A 15,130-nucleotide genomic window follows, 5' to 3' on the forward strand; every position below is an offset into this window, starting at 1 on the left:
CTTATGTCGCTCCCTTTGAAGAGAATAGTCCATTGGGTTTGATCATCAATACAACAAGGAAAAGGATAAAGGCTGCAAGAAGACCGGAGTTTGCGCTAATATACTGAATGCCCATCGATTCGGCGATCCCCAGAATGAGTCCGCCTACAAAGGCTCCTTTTAAATTCCCCAGCGCGCCAAGAATGACAACAATGTAGGCCATGAGCCCAAAATGCGCTCCGGCAAGCGGCTGTACATACTGAAAAGTACCGATGGCCGTGCCGGCCGCACCTGTGAGAGCGGCCGATATGCCTGCTGCGATTAAGAAAATACGGTTCGTATTGATCCCCATCAGCATGGCGGTTTCACGATCCAATCTTGCCGCCTTCATCGCCTTGCCCAAATCGGTTTTGGAGAGGAAGAGGAACAGCAGCGCAGCCATGACGATCGAAAGCACGAAAGCGACCAGCATATTGACGGGCACAACGAACTCGCCGAACCGGATTACGCTCTCTCTCCAGCCGAAATTAATGGCGCGGGTCGTTGACCCGAACATCATCAGGGCACCATTCTGTAAAGCCAGCTGCAGTCCTACGGTCAAAAAGATTTGCGTTAGCGGGGGCGCCTTCATGATGTGCGTAAACAAATATTTCTGAATGACGACCCCGACGATAAACATGGCCGGAACCGAAATAAATAAGGTGACCAGCGGATCCATTCCGCTAAAGACCCAAACCCAGTAAGACGTGTACATCCCTAGCATAACGAATTCGCCATGAGCGAAGTTTACAATATCTACGACTCCAAACAGCAGCGTTAATCCGATACTGATCAGGGCATAGATTCCGCCGATTAATAGTCCATTGATCAGCACCTGCACGAATAATTCCATGATCTCACCGCCTGTACAGTTTCAGTTTCGTTTCATCTGGCTGGTCATCTTCCTTGCCTGACGGGGAGAGGAAAGTCCCCCTCCCCCGGTTTCCTTACTTAAATTGGGCCTTTGCATCGGATTCAGGATAAATCGTTTTGGGAATTCCTTCCTGCCATTGAATCAACACCGGATACACATTCTTATTCCATCCGGTCTGGTCAAATTCGATATTGCCGCCCGGCATGATGTTCCCTTTGTCATCTTCTTTTAATTGCAGAGAAGCTAAGGCTTCACGGATTTTTTGCGGGTCTGTGGACGCCGCTTTTTCAATCGCATGTGCGATGACCCACGTAGCCGAATAAGCTTCACCGGAGTGTTCTGTGATAAACTCGCCGTTCTTTTCGGTGTAGCGCTTGTTGATATCCTCAATACCCGGTTTGTTCAGGTCCAGGTTCCAGGAGGCTACGGAAACAACGCCTTCTGCATCTTTGCCTAATTCCTTGTAGAATTCAGGCATCAGATAGCCGGCCCCTCCGCCAACGGTCGTAATGTTCAGGCCCAATTGTTTAACCGTTTTTTGGATCAGAATCGCATCCTGCAGATAAGAGACCGGGAACAATATTTCCGCTCCGGAAGCTTTGATTTTGTTTACCAGAGGAGCAGCGTCGGCGAAATTGGCATGATACGGCTCGGAAAGCACGACCTCAAGCCCTAATTCCTTGGCGGTTTTGCTTAGTCCCTCTGCAGTCGATGTGCCATAGCTGGTTTCTTCGAATACAATGGCAACTTTGGGTTGCTTGCCAAGCTTTTCTACGAGATACTCCTTCGCAAACTTCACCTGGGTGTTTCCGAACATGGAGCCTTTCGGTGAAATCTGGAACAAGTATTTCATTCCGCGGGATGTTAAATTATCCGATACGGAAGCGGTTACAAAAGGGATTTTTGCTCTCTCCGCCACTTCGGATGTGACCAGGGATAACGAACTGGAGTAATCTCCTGTCAGCGCCGATACCTTTTTGTTTTGAATCAGACGCTCCGTTGCCGATTTTGCCGTTTCCGGTTTGTCACCCGGATCTACGATTTCCAATTTAATTTTGGCGCCGCCAAGCGATTTAATTCCTCCGGCCGCATTAATATCTTCGGCAGCCAGTTCAACCGCCTTCAAGGCTGCGCCGCCTAAACGGGCCAAGCTTCCCGATGTGGGATAAAGCACCCCAATCAACACTTCATCCGCTTTCGCGCCTTCATTCGACGCCCCTCCGGCAGCATTCGGAGCGGAAGAACCCGAGCTCCCGGCACCGCATGCCGCCAAGCTTGCTGCCAACAGACCGGCAAGCGATACTGCCGTTGCTTTCTTAAACCACATTTTCATTCAGAACCCTCCCCAATTTTTGGTCTGCTTGATCTTTATCTTTATTACATTGGGCTGCGAGATGCATAAGACCCAAAGAATAAATTCGTTCATCCATTAATCTAAGATTGGGAGAAACCTGAGGAGCGAATTCCATTTGATCCAATACATTTTTTTTCAAATCGATCCCCGGAGCAATCTCGATGAGCTCCATTCCCTGATCCGTCAGCTGAAACACCGCTCTTTCCGTTACAAAGAGAACCGGTTGTCGATGAGCCGTTGCAAACTTCCCGTTGAAGGTAATCTGCCGGACCATGTGAACGAACTTTTTCACTCTTCCTTCGCGCTTGATCCGGACCAGGCCGTTCTCCACTTCTATGACAAGCCCGCCTGTGGTAAAGGTGGAACAAAATACGACCTTTTTAGCGGTTTGGGTGATATCGATAAACCCCCCGCACCCCGGAGAACGATGTCCAAACTTGCTTACATTCACATTCCCCTCACGGTCGATTTCACCCGCCCCCATAAAGGTGATATCTACGCCACACCCGTTGTAATAATCGAATTGGTATGAATTGTCAATGATCGCTTCGGCATTTTTAGCTACGCCGAAATCGCCTCCGCCAATGCTTATCCCGCCAATGCTTCCCACTTCAATGGACAAAGAGAGCTGGCTGTCCAGCTTCTCCTCTCCAATGATGGCGCCAATCGAATCTCCGGGAATACCCACGCCCAGGTTCACGGTATCCCCGGCGTTCATCTCCAGCACGGCTCTTCGACCGATCAGCTTTTTCATATCGAGGTCCGTTACAGGATGAGAACTGCTGTAAGGCTCTTGTATTGTTCCTAACAAGTACGGATTATAATAGTCGGATGAAGTCATCCGGTGATTATCCAACGGATTTTGGCAAACGACGACTTCATCAACCAGAATACCAGGGATAACCACTTCCTTCGGTGGCAGCGAGTGGCCTTTAACGAGCCGCTTTACTTGAAAAATGACCCTGCCGCCGGATGCTTTTACGGCTTGAACAGCCGGCATCACTTCCAGTTTGACGCATTCGTCTTCCATTGTGATATTGCCGAACTCATCTGCCGTGGTCCCCCTGCCAATGTACAAGTCAAAGGTCAGGCTTGGATAAAAGAGATACTCTTTTCCATGCAGCGTATAATTCTGAACGACTTCAAAACCGCTATCCCGGGCCTTCCGGTTCATCTTCCCTCCCTCAAACCGGGGATCGACGAAGGTTGCAAGTCCAATCCTGGACAGTACCCCCGGCTTTCCTGAAGCTGCCGCCTTGTACATGGAGAGGATCTGGCCCATAGGAAGGCAGAAGGCCTCCACCTGGTTTTGATGGATGAGATGTTCTAATTTTGGGGATAGCCCCCAATGAGAACCGATAATTCTCTTGAGCAGCGGGACGTGCGCCAAATGCTCCATGCCTCGCTTTGTATCGCTTTGGCCGGCCGAATGAACGAAGGTCAAATCCCTTGGAGAGCCTGTGTCCAGAAAGCGCTCCTCGATTTTTTGATAAATTTCCTCCGCCACTCCGATTAAACTGAAACCGGTGCTAAGGATCGTGCTGTTGTCTTTCAAGCTCGCCGCCACTTCCGCAGCGGTTGAAACTTTCACCTTCCGGGTCAAAGCACCATGCCACCTCCGATATTGATCACTTCACCGGTAATATAGGAAGCCGTGTCCGATGCCAAGAAGGCAATAAGGTTGGCTACATCTTCAGGAGCGCCCGCACGGCCCATTGGAATTTTGGAGATCATCAAGTCCCAAACCTTATCCGGTACGCCCCGGGTCATATCGGTATCGATGAATCCGGGGCAGATGGCATTCACGGTTACGTTATATTTGGCCAGTTCCCGGGATGCCGTCTTCGTCAAACCGATTACCCCTGCTTTGGAGGCGGCATAGTTCGCCTGCCCGATATTGCCCATCCAGCTGGACGAGGAAATATTGATGATGCGACCGCTTTTTTGTTCTCTCATCTGAATGCTCGCAGGCTGCATCGTGTTGTAGGTTCCTGTCAGATTTACGGCAATCACCTCATCCCACTGCTTGCGCTCCATTTTGTGAAGCATGGCATCCCGGTTAATGCCGGCATTATTGACGAGAATATCCAGCTTTCCGCGCTTTTCTGCGGTTTTCTCAATCAAGGCGCGTGCCGCATCCGCATCCGCGACGTCTAGCACGAAATAGTCGGCTTCCAATCCTCTTTGGCGAAGCTCGGACACCGTCGCGGACGCGATCTCTTCGCTAATATCGCAAATGGTTACCGCTGCACCCAGCTCGGCAAGCTTCACCGCGATCGCTCTTCCGATGCCTCTGCCCGAACCGGTTACAATTGCTGATTTTCCTGTTAAATCAATCATGCCTATCTCTCCTCTATCGATTTTTTATTTAGTATTGTAAACGGTTGAGGCCGGCCTTCTTGAAATCAGGCCCTCTCGAATAGCGTAGCTACCGCCTGGCCTCCGCCGATACACATAGTTACCACTCCGTATTTGGAGGCGCGCCGTTCCATTTCGGCCAGTATTTTCACTGTCAGGATACAACCGGTTGCTCCAATCGGATGTCCAAGAGCAATGGCTCCGCCGTTCACATTCACTTTGAGCGGATCGATCTCCAAATCCTTGATCACGGCCACCGCTTGTGATGCAAAGGCCTCATTCAGCTCCAGCAAGTCGATATCCTGCAAGCTTAATCCCGATTTTTGAAGCAGCTTCTTCACAGCGGGAGCCGGTGCAAAGCCCATGATTTCGGGCTCAACGCCAGCCATTGCCTGCTCGCGTATGTAGGCCAGCGGTCGCAGCCCTAACTCTTTTGCCTTATCGGCGCTCATCACGACGACGGCTGCTGCGGCATCATTGATGCCGGACGAATTGCCTGCGGTGACGGTTCCGCCCTCCTGGAAGGCCGGTCTTAACGCAGCCAGCTTTTCCAGCGTCGTCCCTCTTCTCGGATGCTCGTCGGTATCAAAGACAATCGCTTCGCCTTTGCGCTGCGGAATTTGAACCGGTACGATTTCCCCCTTGAATTTCCCCCGGTCGATGGCTGCTGCGGCCTTCATCTGGCTTTCAAACGCAAACTGATCCTGCTCCTCACGGGAAATATTAAAGCGCTTGCTGACAATCTCTGCCGTCATGCCCATGGGGTAATTCCCGAAAGGATCGGTTAAAGCGGTTAATAATCCGTCCTCCAATTGAGAGTGGCCGAAGGTGTAGCCATATCTCGCTTTTCTTACATAATATGGCAATTGGTCCATGTTCTCCGTACCGGCGGCGACAATAATTTCCGCTTCTCCCGCACGGATCGCTTGAGCGGCACTGTTGATCGCCTGCAGGCCCGACCCGCATAAGCGGTTTACGGTATAGGCATTGCTATGGGTCGGCAGCCCGGCCCGAAGTGCGGCCATCCTTGCTATAAAAGCGCTTTCAGCAACCTGACCGACACATCCGACGATCACATCTTCAACCCATTCAGGCGACACCTGGGCACGCTTTAATGCTTCCTTGATTACGATAGCTCCCAGGTCCGCGGCGTGAACATCTTTCAGCGAGCCCCCAAAGGTTCCTATCGCCGTACGCGCTGCACCTACGATAACAACATCCTTCATTTTTTTCCCTCCAGAAAGTTTATTATGAAGCGACAGCCAGCTTTAAGCTGAGCTGCCGCAGCTTTCGCGTACAATCAATGACGGAGTTAATATAATTTGCCGGTGATGAATTTCATTCTGATTCTCGATCATCTGAAGCAGGAACTCCATCGCATTTTTCCCCATCTCATAGGTAGGGTGAGCAATGGTGGACAAGGGAACAATAAAGTTTTCAGAGAACGGGTTATTGTCGTTTCCCATCACCGCTATATCATCGGGAACCCGGATACCGGCCTCCCTCAAAGCCTTTACCGCACCGAAGGCCACGAGATCGCTTGCGGCACAGATGGCGTCCGGAAGCTCTTTCACTTCGCCAAGCATTTTCTTTACATTGGCATAGCCGGATTCCTGGGTATAATCCCCATGAAAAATAAGGGTATCGTCGATCGGGAGCCCGTTCTGGTTCATTCCGCTGACAAAACCTTCCCATCGTTCCCTTGCTGTTGAAACCTGTAAATCACCGGATAAATAAGCGATCCTTTTATGCCCCTGCTTAGCTAAATGTTTTACGGAAAGCTCGGTGGCCAGCGGATTATTGATTCCCACATAATTTTTATCATAAGCAGGCGGCTTCCGGTTAAGCAGCACATATTTTAACCCCGTGCTCTCCACTTTTTGCAAGTCCTCTTGACTCGAGATATTGGCCAGAAGCAAACCGTCCACCCGCTTTTCCACCATCAGGTCCAGATAGGTGAGGAACCTTCCTTGCTCGTTGGAGGTGTTGCAAAGAATCAGACTATAGTTATTTTGGATGGCGGCATCATCCATCCCTTTGATGATTGTCGGATAGTAAGGGTTTAAAATATCCGACATGATCACGCCTACCGTGTTGGTGCTTTTCAATTTCAAGCTTCGCGCCACTGCATTCGGCCTGTAATTTAATTCCTCGATTGCTTTATTGACTCTATCCGTAAGCTCGGGGCTGACATATGCGGATTTATTGATTACTGCCGATACGGTCGCAATGGAAACCCCGGCCATTTTTGAGATATCTTTCATCGTCGCCATCGCCTAACCCTCCGATCAACCAGCTAAACGTTTAGTTAAACGTTTAGCTAACAAATTAAAAAATCAAACAAAATAGCGTTTTTTCACCCTATAACTTTCCATGCCCTATGGCAAATTAAGCGTAATCAATCCCATATTTATCGATCGTATAAAACCTGAATATAAACCTGTAAAAAACCTAATAAAATTGTTAACCAGCCCGGAAACGCTGCCCGAATAAAAGCGCTGATAGATTTGAGCTCTTCTCAGCGAAACGTTTAGCTGATTTCTACTGCCATTATAATCAATCCCTTTATAAAATACAACATGTTTTTTCCATATTTTTTTGCAATTGAACGTTTCAACCGAACGCAAAAAGAAGGATTCCTTCGAACCCCCGGATTGACTGGTTTTCGTTTAGCTTCATGCCTGCAGGTTTCCTCCGTTATTCGCTCCACTCCTTGCTGCAAGGATTATACTATCGCTCCCTCTTCCCATGCAAAGTAAATACCGATGCGCTGTCATCATCTCCGCAGCGCATGCATATATTTATTCGTGTTCAACAGACAGGGTTACCGTAGAATGCAAAAGGAAAGGGATGGGTGATATTTCATGTGGGAAAGCGTGCTGAAGAAGGATCAGCTGGAATTACAAATGAACTCGAATGACAAATCGATCCGGTTTCGAGTATCCGAACAGAAAGAGACGGCAGAACGCATCGAGCTGGAGCTCAACCAATCGGAAATGTTTGAACTTCTTCATGCCTTTTTAACCATTAACCGCTCCTTCAACAAGGAGACGATGTATTATGACGAGGCCGTTCAGGCCTGATTTCCTATGCCGCCGCAAAGGCAGTCCGGGACGGGAGAGCCATTCCGGGCTGCCCGTTTTTTAGATTTACACCGTTCAGGAAGCCGGCCCGCAATGGGGATATCATTATCAGCTTATCCGGCTTTCAAATGCCCGTCAGGCTTCAGGATGCTTTTTCCGGCCGATAAACCCCTCATGCCAGCCGTGGTAATGTGTAATGCGCTCTTCCCCCTGCTTCCAGCAGATCAGCACTTCCTTCCCGTCCACTACCGCTGGAAAGTCAAGCAAACCGGGATTGATCATCTTCAGAAGAACGCCTTGCCGGGTGAAGTTCTCTATGAAAAGATCCACTTCGATCCGCATAAATTCAAGCTGACTTTCATCCTCGAAAAACGGGTCCTTCTCATCCTCCGTATGTATGAAATGTTTGTGCAGCGCCTTTTTCTTCTGCAGCTCCTGAAACTTGTCCTCAAACTGTCTTGTTAATGCCTGCAGCCGCAGCAGATCCTCGATCAATCGCGGCAGCATCGCGTTCGCCTCGCTCAAGGTAAATCGTTTATTGATCATAGCATCTTCACTCCCCGTCCCTTATCGTGTAATCGTGTATTGCCGGTCGTTCGTTCCTTCCGTCGAATAGACCCGCTCCTTGACATAAATTTCTTTATCCGTCATCAATAAAACGGTGGAGCTCCTGGTTCCATAATGTTCACTTTGAATAAAAACAGGAGAAAGTAGGCGTTCCCATTCCAGGGAAATTCCTGTATCGGGAAGCAGGTCATCCGAAACGGGATCATCCTGCCGGAGCAAAGCCAAGATCCGTTCTGCCATATCCCCCCGGCCTCCGTTTATGATTTCAGCCAACCCTTCTTTCCCGCGCCGAACCTTGGGCCAATCGGTATTTAACAAGTGATTGCTGAGACCATAAATACCCGGACCCACCTTTTTTACCTTATTCTCGATATTGGAATAGTAATACAGCTCATCCGCATCCCCAGCCAGCAAATTGTAGCCCAGATAACGATCGCGCTTTTTCGCCGCTTCAAGCATGTAAGACTCAGGGTCCTGACGATCCTTCAAAAAACCGGCAACCAGCTCCCCACGCGAGCGTTTCCCCTCCAGCACTTCCTTCGGGTCGCGATAATTCGTTAAAGCCGCAAAACGTCCGGCGGTGGTCACCCCCATCCACGTCCCCATTTTGGACAAATCCCGGCCGGCAAGGATATGAGGATGGTCCTCCCAATAATGAACGGGACTTGTCGGCCGATCGTAAAATTCATCACGATTGGCGGCAACGATCAGCTTGTAGGTTTCGTGTGCATGATAAGCAAACAAAATTAAACACAATGTCAAATCCCAGCTTTCATCTTTGTTGTTTCTTCTGTATCTTCAGTTTAATAAAGATAGGGTTATTTTACAATGAACCTTCCCTATTCCATCCTCCTGCCCTGCATATGCAAAAAAGAGACCTTTGAAGGTCCCCTTTTCCCGCAGCCGGTAACGCTTAATTCACCAGGCTTTGGTATAAGTCGGCGTACTGCTGAGCCGATTTGCGCCAGCTGAAATCTTTCTTCTTGATATTGCTAATCAAATTCGCCCAAACGTTAGGGTCGCGGTACAGCTTGACTGCACGCTCCACCGTATACAGCATGTCATGCGCATTATAATGGGTGAAGCTGAAGCCTGTACCCTCTCCCGTCTTATCGTTGTAAGGGATAACCGTGTCGCGCAGTCCGCCGGTTTCACGAACGATCGGAACGCTGCGGTAGCGCATGGCGATCAGTTGGCCGATGCCGCAAGGCTCGAACAGCGACGGCATCAGGAAGAGATCCGAACCCGCATAAATTTGCCTCGCAAGTCCTTCATCGAATAAGATTTGCGCGGACAGCTTGTCTTCAAAAGCATTGGCGGCCCAGCGGAACAATTGTTCAAAACGAGGCTCTCCCGTACCCAGAATAACCCACTGGGCATCCAGCGACATCAGCTCGCCGATGACCCGGTCGATCAAGGCAATCCCCTTTTGATCCACCAGCCTCGTCACAAGCGCAATCAGAGGAATCTCTTTGTTTACAGGAAGTCCGAGCCGTTCCTGCAGCTTTACTTTATTTTGCTGTTTCTTCGCTAACGAATCGCGGTAGTTGATCTCCACATGAGGGTCCGTCATCGGATCGAATTCCTCATAATCGAGCCCGTTCAAAATCCCCGTCAGCCGGTGCGACTGGCTGCGCAGCAGACTGTCCAGATGTTCGCCGTAATACGGCGTTTGGATTTCTTCGGCGTAAGTCGGGCTGACCGTGGTAATGAAGTCGGAGTACAGCAATCCGCCTTTGAGAAAGCTTGCCCCTCCGTGCTGCTCCAGCGCATATCCATGGAAATGCTCGTCCCCCAAAGAAAAGTAATCCTTACATTGTTCTTTGCCGAACACGCCTTGATATTTCAAATTGTGAACCGTTGCAACGGTCTTCAGATGAGCATACGGCGGCTGGTAGCTGAAGTGGGCCCGGTACAGCACGGGGATCATCCCGGCTTGCCAATCGTGGCAGTGGATAATGTCCGGCATAAAATCGATGTGCTGCAAGGCATCCATCACCGCCCGGCAATAAAAGGCAAAACGCTCGGCATCGTCACCGTAGCCATAACAGCCATTGCGCTTGAAATAATATTCGTTATCGACAAAGTAAAAAATAATGCCCTCGTGCTCCAGCTTCAAGATACCGCAAAACAACGATCTCCAGCCCATCTGCAGATCAAAGACGGCGACGGACTCCATCTTTTGCACGAAATGCTGCGGGATACCCTCATATTTGGGCAGGATGACACGAACATCAAGACCTTGCTTTGCAAGTGCCTTGGGCAGCGAGCCGATGACATCGGCCAGTCCTCCCGTCTTGATAAAAGGTACGGCTTCAGATGCGGCAAATAACACTTTCATGGCTTCCTCCCACTCCTTTAATTTTAGGCGGTCCGGAAAATAGGGCGAATCGGAGGTGACGCCTTATCCGGCAGCAGCCGCTGTAAAGTACGCTCCTGTCGAGCAACCGGCATCACGCCCATCAACCGGACACGCCGCAATATCCTATATCACCTTGGTTTTGGAAGCAATAAACGGTGCTTGTTTGTCACCCGTTAGCACACGGCCTCTGCTGATAAACACATCTTTATCGAGAATGGCATTCTCAATGATGACATTCTCTTCAATCTCGCAGTTTTGCAGAATGATGCTGTTCTTGACGTATGCGCCCTTGCGGATTTTGACTCCGCGGAACAAAATGCTGTTCTCCACTTTGCCCTCGATCACGCAGCCGTTGGCAATAAGCGAATTCCGGGCATGAGCGTTCTCTGCGTATCGGGCAGGCGGTTCGTCTTTGACCTTCGTGTAGATCAGATTTTTCTGGAAAAACAGCTCCCGCCAAACCTTCGGATTCAGCAGCATCATGCTGTGTTTATAATAGCTTTGAATGGTGTTTACGATGCCGGTATACCCCTCGTGCAAGTAGCCGTAAACCCGCAGCTTGCCGATATTTTTCATAATGCCGTCCCGCACAAGATGGTCATACCCCTGGGCAAGGCAGGATTCGACCATGTCGAGCAGCAGCTCTTTGCTCATCACATACGTTTCCATCGAGATGTTGTCGGTCCGAAGACGTCCCGAATAATCCTCGATCACCGTCACCTGCCCGTCATCCTTGACGGCCAAACGGCGGTGTTTGGCATACTCATCGCTCGCCGTTTTTGTATAGATAACCGTGACGTCAGCATCCTTCTCCAGGTGAAAATCCAACACGGTATTATAATCGATATTGCATACAATATGGCTGCGGGAAATCACCACATATTCCTCACGGCCGCGGTAAAAGTAATCGCGATGACTGTAAAACTGGAACAAATCCCCCCGGGACATTCCAGTGGTCTCATGAAGTATGGCCGGTAAAATAAACAAACCGCCGCGCTTCCGATCCAGGTCCCATTCTTTGCCCGAACCCAGATGGTCCATCAAAGAACGGTATTTGTGCTGTGTGAATACAGCTGCATTCTCAATCCCCGAGTTCACCATGTTCGATAAGGTAAAATCAATCAACCGGTATCTCGAACCGAACGGCACCGAGGCAACGCAGCGGGAATAGGTCAGTTCCTCCAAATCATCCGGTTCGTTGACCAGATTAATCACGCCCATCATTCGCTTCATGCAAAATCACCTCTCACCGAAGAAGTAGTCATCCTGATGCGTTCGTTACTGCCGATCAGAATGATGTCCTGATCGCCTTCCTCCTGAGGTTGCCCGATGACGCAGCCGTCCTCCACCAGCGTTCCTTCACCAATAATGGATTTATAAATCTTTACGTTATTCCCGATCTTGACGTTCGGCATAATGACCGAATCCTTAATCAAACTGCCTTCTCCTATCTCCACTCCATAGAAAAGCACAGAATGATCCACTTCACCGAATACACAGCAGCCTTCGTTCACCAGCGACCGTCTGATCTGCGCCGTCGGCGCTACATACTGCCCGGGCTGAAGCGGATTGACCGAGTAGATGCGCCACTCCCTGTCGTTGAGATTGAATTCGGGTTCATTCTCAAGCAGATCCATATTGGCTTCCCACAAACTTTGAACGGTACCGACATCTTTCCAATACCCCGCAAAAGGGTAAGCCATCATCCTCAAATTGTCGCGCAGCATAGCGGGGATGACATCCTTGCCGAAATCTTTGCTGGATCCGGTATCCGCCTCGTCCTTGATTAAGTATTCCTTTAACACCTGCCAATTGAATATGTAAATGCCCATAGAAGCGAGATTGCTCTTCGGCTCCTCCGGCTTTTCAACGAATTCGATAATGCATTGATCCTCATCCGCGCTCATAATGCCGAAGCGGCTGGCCTCCTCCCATTTGACTTCAATCACGGCAATGGTCACGTCCGCGCCCCTGCGCTTATGGAAATCCAGCATCACATCGTAATCCATCTTGTAGATGTGGTCTCCTGAAATGACCAGGACATACTCGGGATCGTACTGCTCGACAAACGAAATGTTGCGGTAAATCGCGTTCGCGGTACCTTTGTACCAATCTCCTCCGCTTTGCTCCATATAGGGAGGGAGCACGGTAACCCCGCCGTTCTTGCGGTCGAGATCCCACGGCGTTCCGATACCGATATAGGTATTCAGCACAAGCGGCTGGTACTGCGTCAGCACGCCGACGGTATCGATGCCCGAATTCGTGCAGTTGCTCAATGTGAAGTCGATAATCCGGTATTTCCCCCCGAAATGCACCGCCGGCTTGGCCAGCTTGTTCGTCAACAATCCTAGACGCCTTCCTTCGCCGCCTGCCAGCAGCATGGCTACACACTCTTTTTTACGCATCGGCTCTGCTCCTTCCTCGATTGGCTTTCGAACGCTTCCGCTTGATTTTGATCGGTTTGAAAATCACCGTAGCCAGCGGCGGCAAACCTATATGCAGACTGTCCGGGCGGTCATGCCAAGCGATTTCCTCGGTTTTCAGCTTGCCGGAGTTGAGCTTGCCGGAGCCTCCGTATTCGCCCGCATCGCTGTTGAACAATTCCACATATTCACCGGCATAAGGAACGCCGATTCGATAGTGTTCATGGTAAACCGGGGTAAAATTGCTCACGATGACAAGCACATCCTCAGGATCACTGGACTTCCGCATAAACGTGGCGACACTTTGCTTCTGATCGTGCGGATCGATCCAGGCGAATCCTTCAGGCTGATGATCTAGCTCCCATAAGGCCGCTTCCCGCAAATACAGGTGATTGAGGTCACGAACATAGCGGTGCATGCTGAGATGGCTGTCATAGCCGAGCATCTCCCAATCAAGATCTTCTAAATCCTTCCATTCGTCAAATTGACCGAACTCACCTCCCATGAAAAGTAATTTTTTGCCCGGATGAGACATCATATAGCCGTATAACACCCGCAAGTTGGCAAACTTCTGCCAGTAATCGCCCGGCATTTTGTTAAGCAGCGATTTTTTGCCGTGCACCACTTCGTCATGAGACAGCGGCAGCACATAATTTTCTGAGAAAGCGTACATAAAGCTGAATGTCAGCAATGAATGGCTGCCGCCCCGGAAGTACGGATCCATTTCCATGTACTTCAGCATATCGTTCATCCAGCCCATGTTCCATTTATAGTTAAAACCCAGGCCGCCGTCATGAACGGGAGCTGTAACGAGCGGCCAGGCGGTGGAATCCTCAGCCATCATCAGCGCATGCGGATCATAACCAAACACGGTACGATTCAATTTTTTTATAAATTCGATCGCTTCGGGGTTCTCGTCCCCTCCGTGGGTATTCTTCACCCACATTTCGCGCGGTTTACCGAAATTGAGGTACAGGAGGCTGGCCACGGCATCCACCCGCAAGCCGTCTATATGATAGATATCCATCCAGAACAAGGCGTTCGAGATCAGAAAGCTGACCACTTCCGGCTTGGAGAAATCGAAGGAGAGCGTTCCCCACTCCGGTTTGTCGGCGCGTGCAGGGTCATTGTATTCGAAAAGCGGTTCTCCATCGAAGCGGCGAAGGCCATGGTCATCCTTCACGAAGTGCCCCGGCACCCAATCCATAATTACCCCGAGCCCCGCTTGGTGGCAGCGGTCTATAAAATACATGAAATCCTTCGGTGTTCCGAACCGGCTCGTCACCGAGTAGTAGCCTGTCGCCTGGTAGCCCCAGGAACGATCATAGGGATGCTCGGCCAGAGGCAGCAGCTCGATGTGGGTATATCCCATATCTTTTACGTATTCGACCAGATCCTCGGCCAGTTCGCGATAGGTATAGTAGCCTCCGTCCGGCTTTTTCTTCCATGTGCCCAGGTGAACCTCATAGATGTTCATAGGGCCATGAAAGGCCGATGTGGTCTTTCTTTTCTCCCTCCACGCCTGATCCGCCCATTCGTAACCTTCGAGAGATGCGATGCGTGATGCGGTTCCCGGCTTCACTTCAGACCAGAAGGCGTAAGGGTCTGCTTTGTGCAGCGTCGCGCCTCCCGAAGTCGCAATTTCGTACTTGTAATAATTCCCCTCTTTGATATTGGGCACAAACAAGGACCAGACGCCCCAGAGGCTGATTTTTTGCATAACGTGTTTGGAGCCGTCCCAACGATTAAAATCGCCAATCACCCTCACTTCCCGGGCATGCGGCGCCCAAACGGAGAAGCGTACCCCCGAAACGCCTGCCTCTATCGTCAAATGGGCGCCGAGCATGCGGTAGCTCTGGAATAAATTGCCCTCATGAAATAAATACAAATCCTCCGGACCGGGGATCAAGCTCATTACCATTCATTCATCCCCTTTTCGTTTCATTTCTGTGTTCGATAACACCCCTACTGCATCTTTGAAAAAATCACTTTCCTGATTTCGATTATTCTGCATAAAGATTGATAAAATGTAAGGAAATGTTTACGTAAGGAGCTGCACCTGCTGATGAATCCGCGGCATGGGCTTGCCGA

The 15,130-nt window shown here is 50.1% G+C and carries 13 protein-coding genes; 1 reads left to right on the forward strand and 12 read right to left on the reverse strand.

The features are described from left to right. Nucleotide 1: 1 nt before the first annotated feature. From IJ22_RS10760 to IJ22_RS10785, 6 genes are all read right to left on the reverse strand, one after another. A complete protein-coding gene (locus IJ22_RS10760) occupies nucleotides 2-871 on the reverse strand; it encodes a branched-chain amino acid ABC transporter permease (protein ID WP_062408812.1) in 870 nt (289 codons plus the stop codon). Between the two features lie 94 nt (nucleotides 872-965). After that, the gene (locus tag IJ22_RS10765) at nucleotides 966-2,225 is read right to left on the reverse strand and encodes an ABC transporter substrate-binding protein (RefSeq protein ID WP_062408813.1); all 1,260 of its coding nucleotides are present in this window, start codon (nucleotides 2,223-2,225) and stop codon (nucleotides 966-968) included. Beyond that, nucleotides 2,209-3,849, reverse strand: coding sequence for an acyl CoA:acetate/3-ketoacid CoA transferase (locus IJ22_RS10770; protein WP_082660774.1), 1,641 nt, complete (start codon nucleotides 3,847-3,849; stop codon nucleotides 2,209-2,211). The genes IJ22_RS10765 and IJ22_RS10770 overlap by 17 nt, the downstream gene beginning before the upstream one ends. Continuing rightward, nucleotides 3,846-4,586, reverse strand: a complete 741-nt coding sequence (gene fabG, locus IJ22_RS10775; protein ID WP_062408814.1) for a 3-oxoacyl-ACP reductase FabG — start codon at nucleotides 4,584-4,586, stop codon at nucleotides 3,846-3,848. Before fabG ends, IJ22_RS10770 begins: the two co-directional genes overlap by 4 nt. Nucleotides 4,587-4,651: 65 nt before the next feature. After that, nucleotides 4,652-5,830 carry a thiolase family protein gene (locus IJ22_RS10780; protein WP_062408815.1) on the reverse strand — a complete coding sequence of 393 codons (1,179 nt, stop codon included), beginning with the start codon at nucleotides 5,828-5,830 and terminating at the stop codon, nucleotides 4,652-4,654. Between the two features lie 42 nt (nucleotides 5,831-5,872). Further along, a complete protein-coding gene (locus IJ22_RS10785; protein ID WP_054817801.1) occupies nucleotides 5,873-6,877 on the reverse strand; it encodes a LacI family DNA-binding transcriptional regulator in 1,005 nt (334 codons plus the stop codon). Between the two features lie 591 nt (nucleotides 6,878-7,468). Between IJ22_RS10785 and IJ22_RS10795 the strand changes: the two genes are divergently transcribed. After that, on the forward strand, nucleotides 7,469-7,687 hold the full coding sequence (locus IJ22_RS10795) for a hypothetical protein (protein WP_054817799.1): 219 nt from the start codon (nucleotides 7,469-7,471) through the stop codon (nucleotides 7,685-7,687). 135 nt (nucleotides 7,688-7,822) lie between these two features. Here the strand turns inward: IJ22_RS10795 and IJ22_RS10800 are convergent, their stop codons facing one another. From IJ22_RS10800 to glgB, 6 genes are all read right to left on the reverse strand, one after another. Next, on the reverse strand, nucleotides 7,823-8,233 hold the full coding sequence (locus tag IJ22_RS10800) for a DUF2203 domain-containing protein (protein WP_054817798.1): 411 nt from the start codon (nucleotides 8,231-8,233) through the stop codon (nucleotides 7,823-7,825). Nucleotides 8,234-8,254: 21 nt separating this feature from the next. Continuing rightward, entirely contained in the window at nucleotides 8,255-9,016 is a 762-nt protein-coding gene (locus tag IJ22_RS10805; protein WP_335338485.1) for an NRDE family protein, read from the reverse strand. Nucleotides 9,017-9,167: 151 nt separating this feature from the next. Next, a complete protein-coding gene (glgA, locus tag IJ22_RS10810) occupies nucleotides 9,168-10,595 on the reverse strand; it encodes a glycogen synthase GlgA (RefSeq protein WP_062408817.1) in 1,428 nt (475 codons plus the stop codon). A 144-nt stretch (nucleotides 10,596-10,739) separates the two neighbouring features. Further along, nucleotides 10,740-11,849, reverse strand: coding sequence for a glucose-1-phosphate adenylyltransferase subunit GlgD (glgD, locus tag IJ22_RS10815; RefSeq protein WP_074726826.1), 1,110 nt, complete (start codon nucleotides 11,847-11,849; stop codon nucleotides 10,740-10,742). After that, the gene (locus IJ22_RS10820) at nucleotides 11,846-13,021 is read right to left on the reverse strand and encodes a glucose-1-phosphate adenylyltransferase (protein ID WP_062408818.1); all 1,176 of its coding nucleotides are present in this window, start codon (nucleotides 13,019-13,021) and stop codon (nucleotides 11,846-11,848) included. The genes glgD and IJ22_RS10820 overlap by 4 nt, the downstream gene beginning before the upstream one ends. After that, nucleotides 13,014-14,954, reverse strand: coding sequence for a 1,4-alpha-glucan branching protein GlgB (glgB, locus tag IJ22_RS10825; protein WP_201023630.1), 1,941 nt, complete (start codon nucleotides 14,952-14,954; stop codon nucleotides 13,014-13,016). Before glgB ends, IJ22_RS10820 begins: the two co-directional genes overlap by 8 nt. Nucleotides 14,955-15,130 lie beyond the last annotated feature (176 nt).

The organism is Paenibacillus naphthalenovorans (genome assembly GCF_001465255.1).
Taxonomy (GTDB): Bacteria; Bacillota; Bacilli; order Paenibacillales; family NBRC-103111; genus Paenibacillus_G; species Paenibacillus_G naphthalenovorans.

Excerpts from the sequence above, each read along its gene's own strand:
- IJ22_RS10760 (WP_062408812.1), bottom strand. The coding sequence starts at position 871 with ATGGAATTATTCGTGCAGGTGCTGATCAATGGACTATTAATCGGCGGA.
- IJ22_RS10765 (WP_062408813.1), bottom strand. The coding sequence starts at position 2,225 with ATGAAAATGTGGTTTAAGAAAGCAACGGCAGTATCGCTTGCCGGTCTG.
- fabG (WP_062408814.1), bottom strand. The coding sequence starts at position 4,586 with ATGATTGATTTAACAGGAAAATCAGCAATTGTAACCGGTTCGGGCAGA.
- IJ22_RS10780 (WP_062408815.1), bottom strand. The coding sequence starts at position 5,830 with ATGAAGGATGTTGTTATCGTAGGTGCAGCGCGTACGGCGATAGGAACC.
- IJ22_RS10785 (WP_054817801.1), bottom strand. The coding sequence starts at position 6,877 with ATGGCGACGATGAAAGATATCTCAAAAATGGCCGGGGTTTCCATTGCG.
- IJ22_RS10795 (WP_054817799.1), top strand. The coding sequence starts at position 7,469 with ATGTGGGAAAGCGTGCTGAAGAAGGATCAGCTGGAATTACAAATGAAC.
- IJ22_RS10800 (WP_054817798.1), bottom strand. The coding sequence starts at position 8,233 with ATGATCAATAAACGATTTACCTTGAGCGAGGCGAACGCGATGCTGCCG.
- glgA (WP_062408817.1), bottom strand. The coding sequence starts at position 10,595 with ATGAAAGTGTTATTTGCCGCATCTGAAGCCGTACCTTTTATCAAGACG.
- glgD (WP_074726826.1), bottom strand. The coding sequence starts at position 11,849 with ATGAAGCGAATGATGGGCGTGATTAATCTGGTCAACGAACCGGATGAT.
- IJ22_RS10820 (WP_062408818.1), bottom strand. The coding sequence starts at position 13,021 with ATGCGTAAAAAAGAGTGTGTAGCCATGCTGCTGGCAGGCGGCGAAGGA.
- glgB (WP_201023630.1), bottom strand. The coding sequence starts at position 14,954 with ATGAGCTTGATCCCCGGTCCGGAGGATTTGTATTTATTTCATGAGGGC.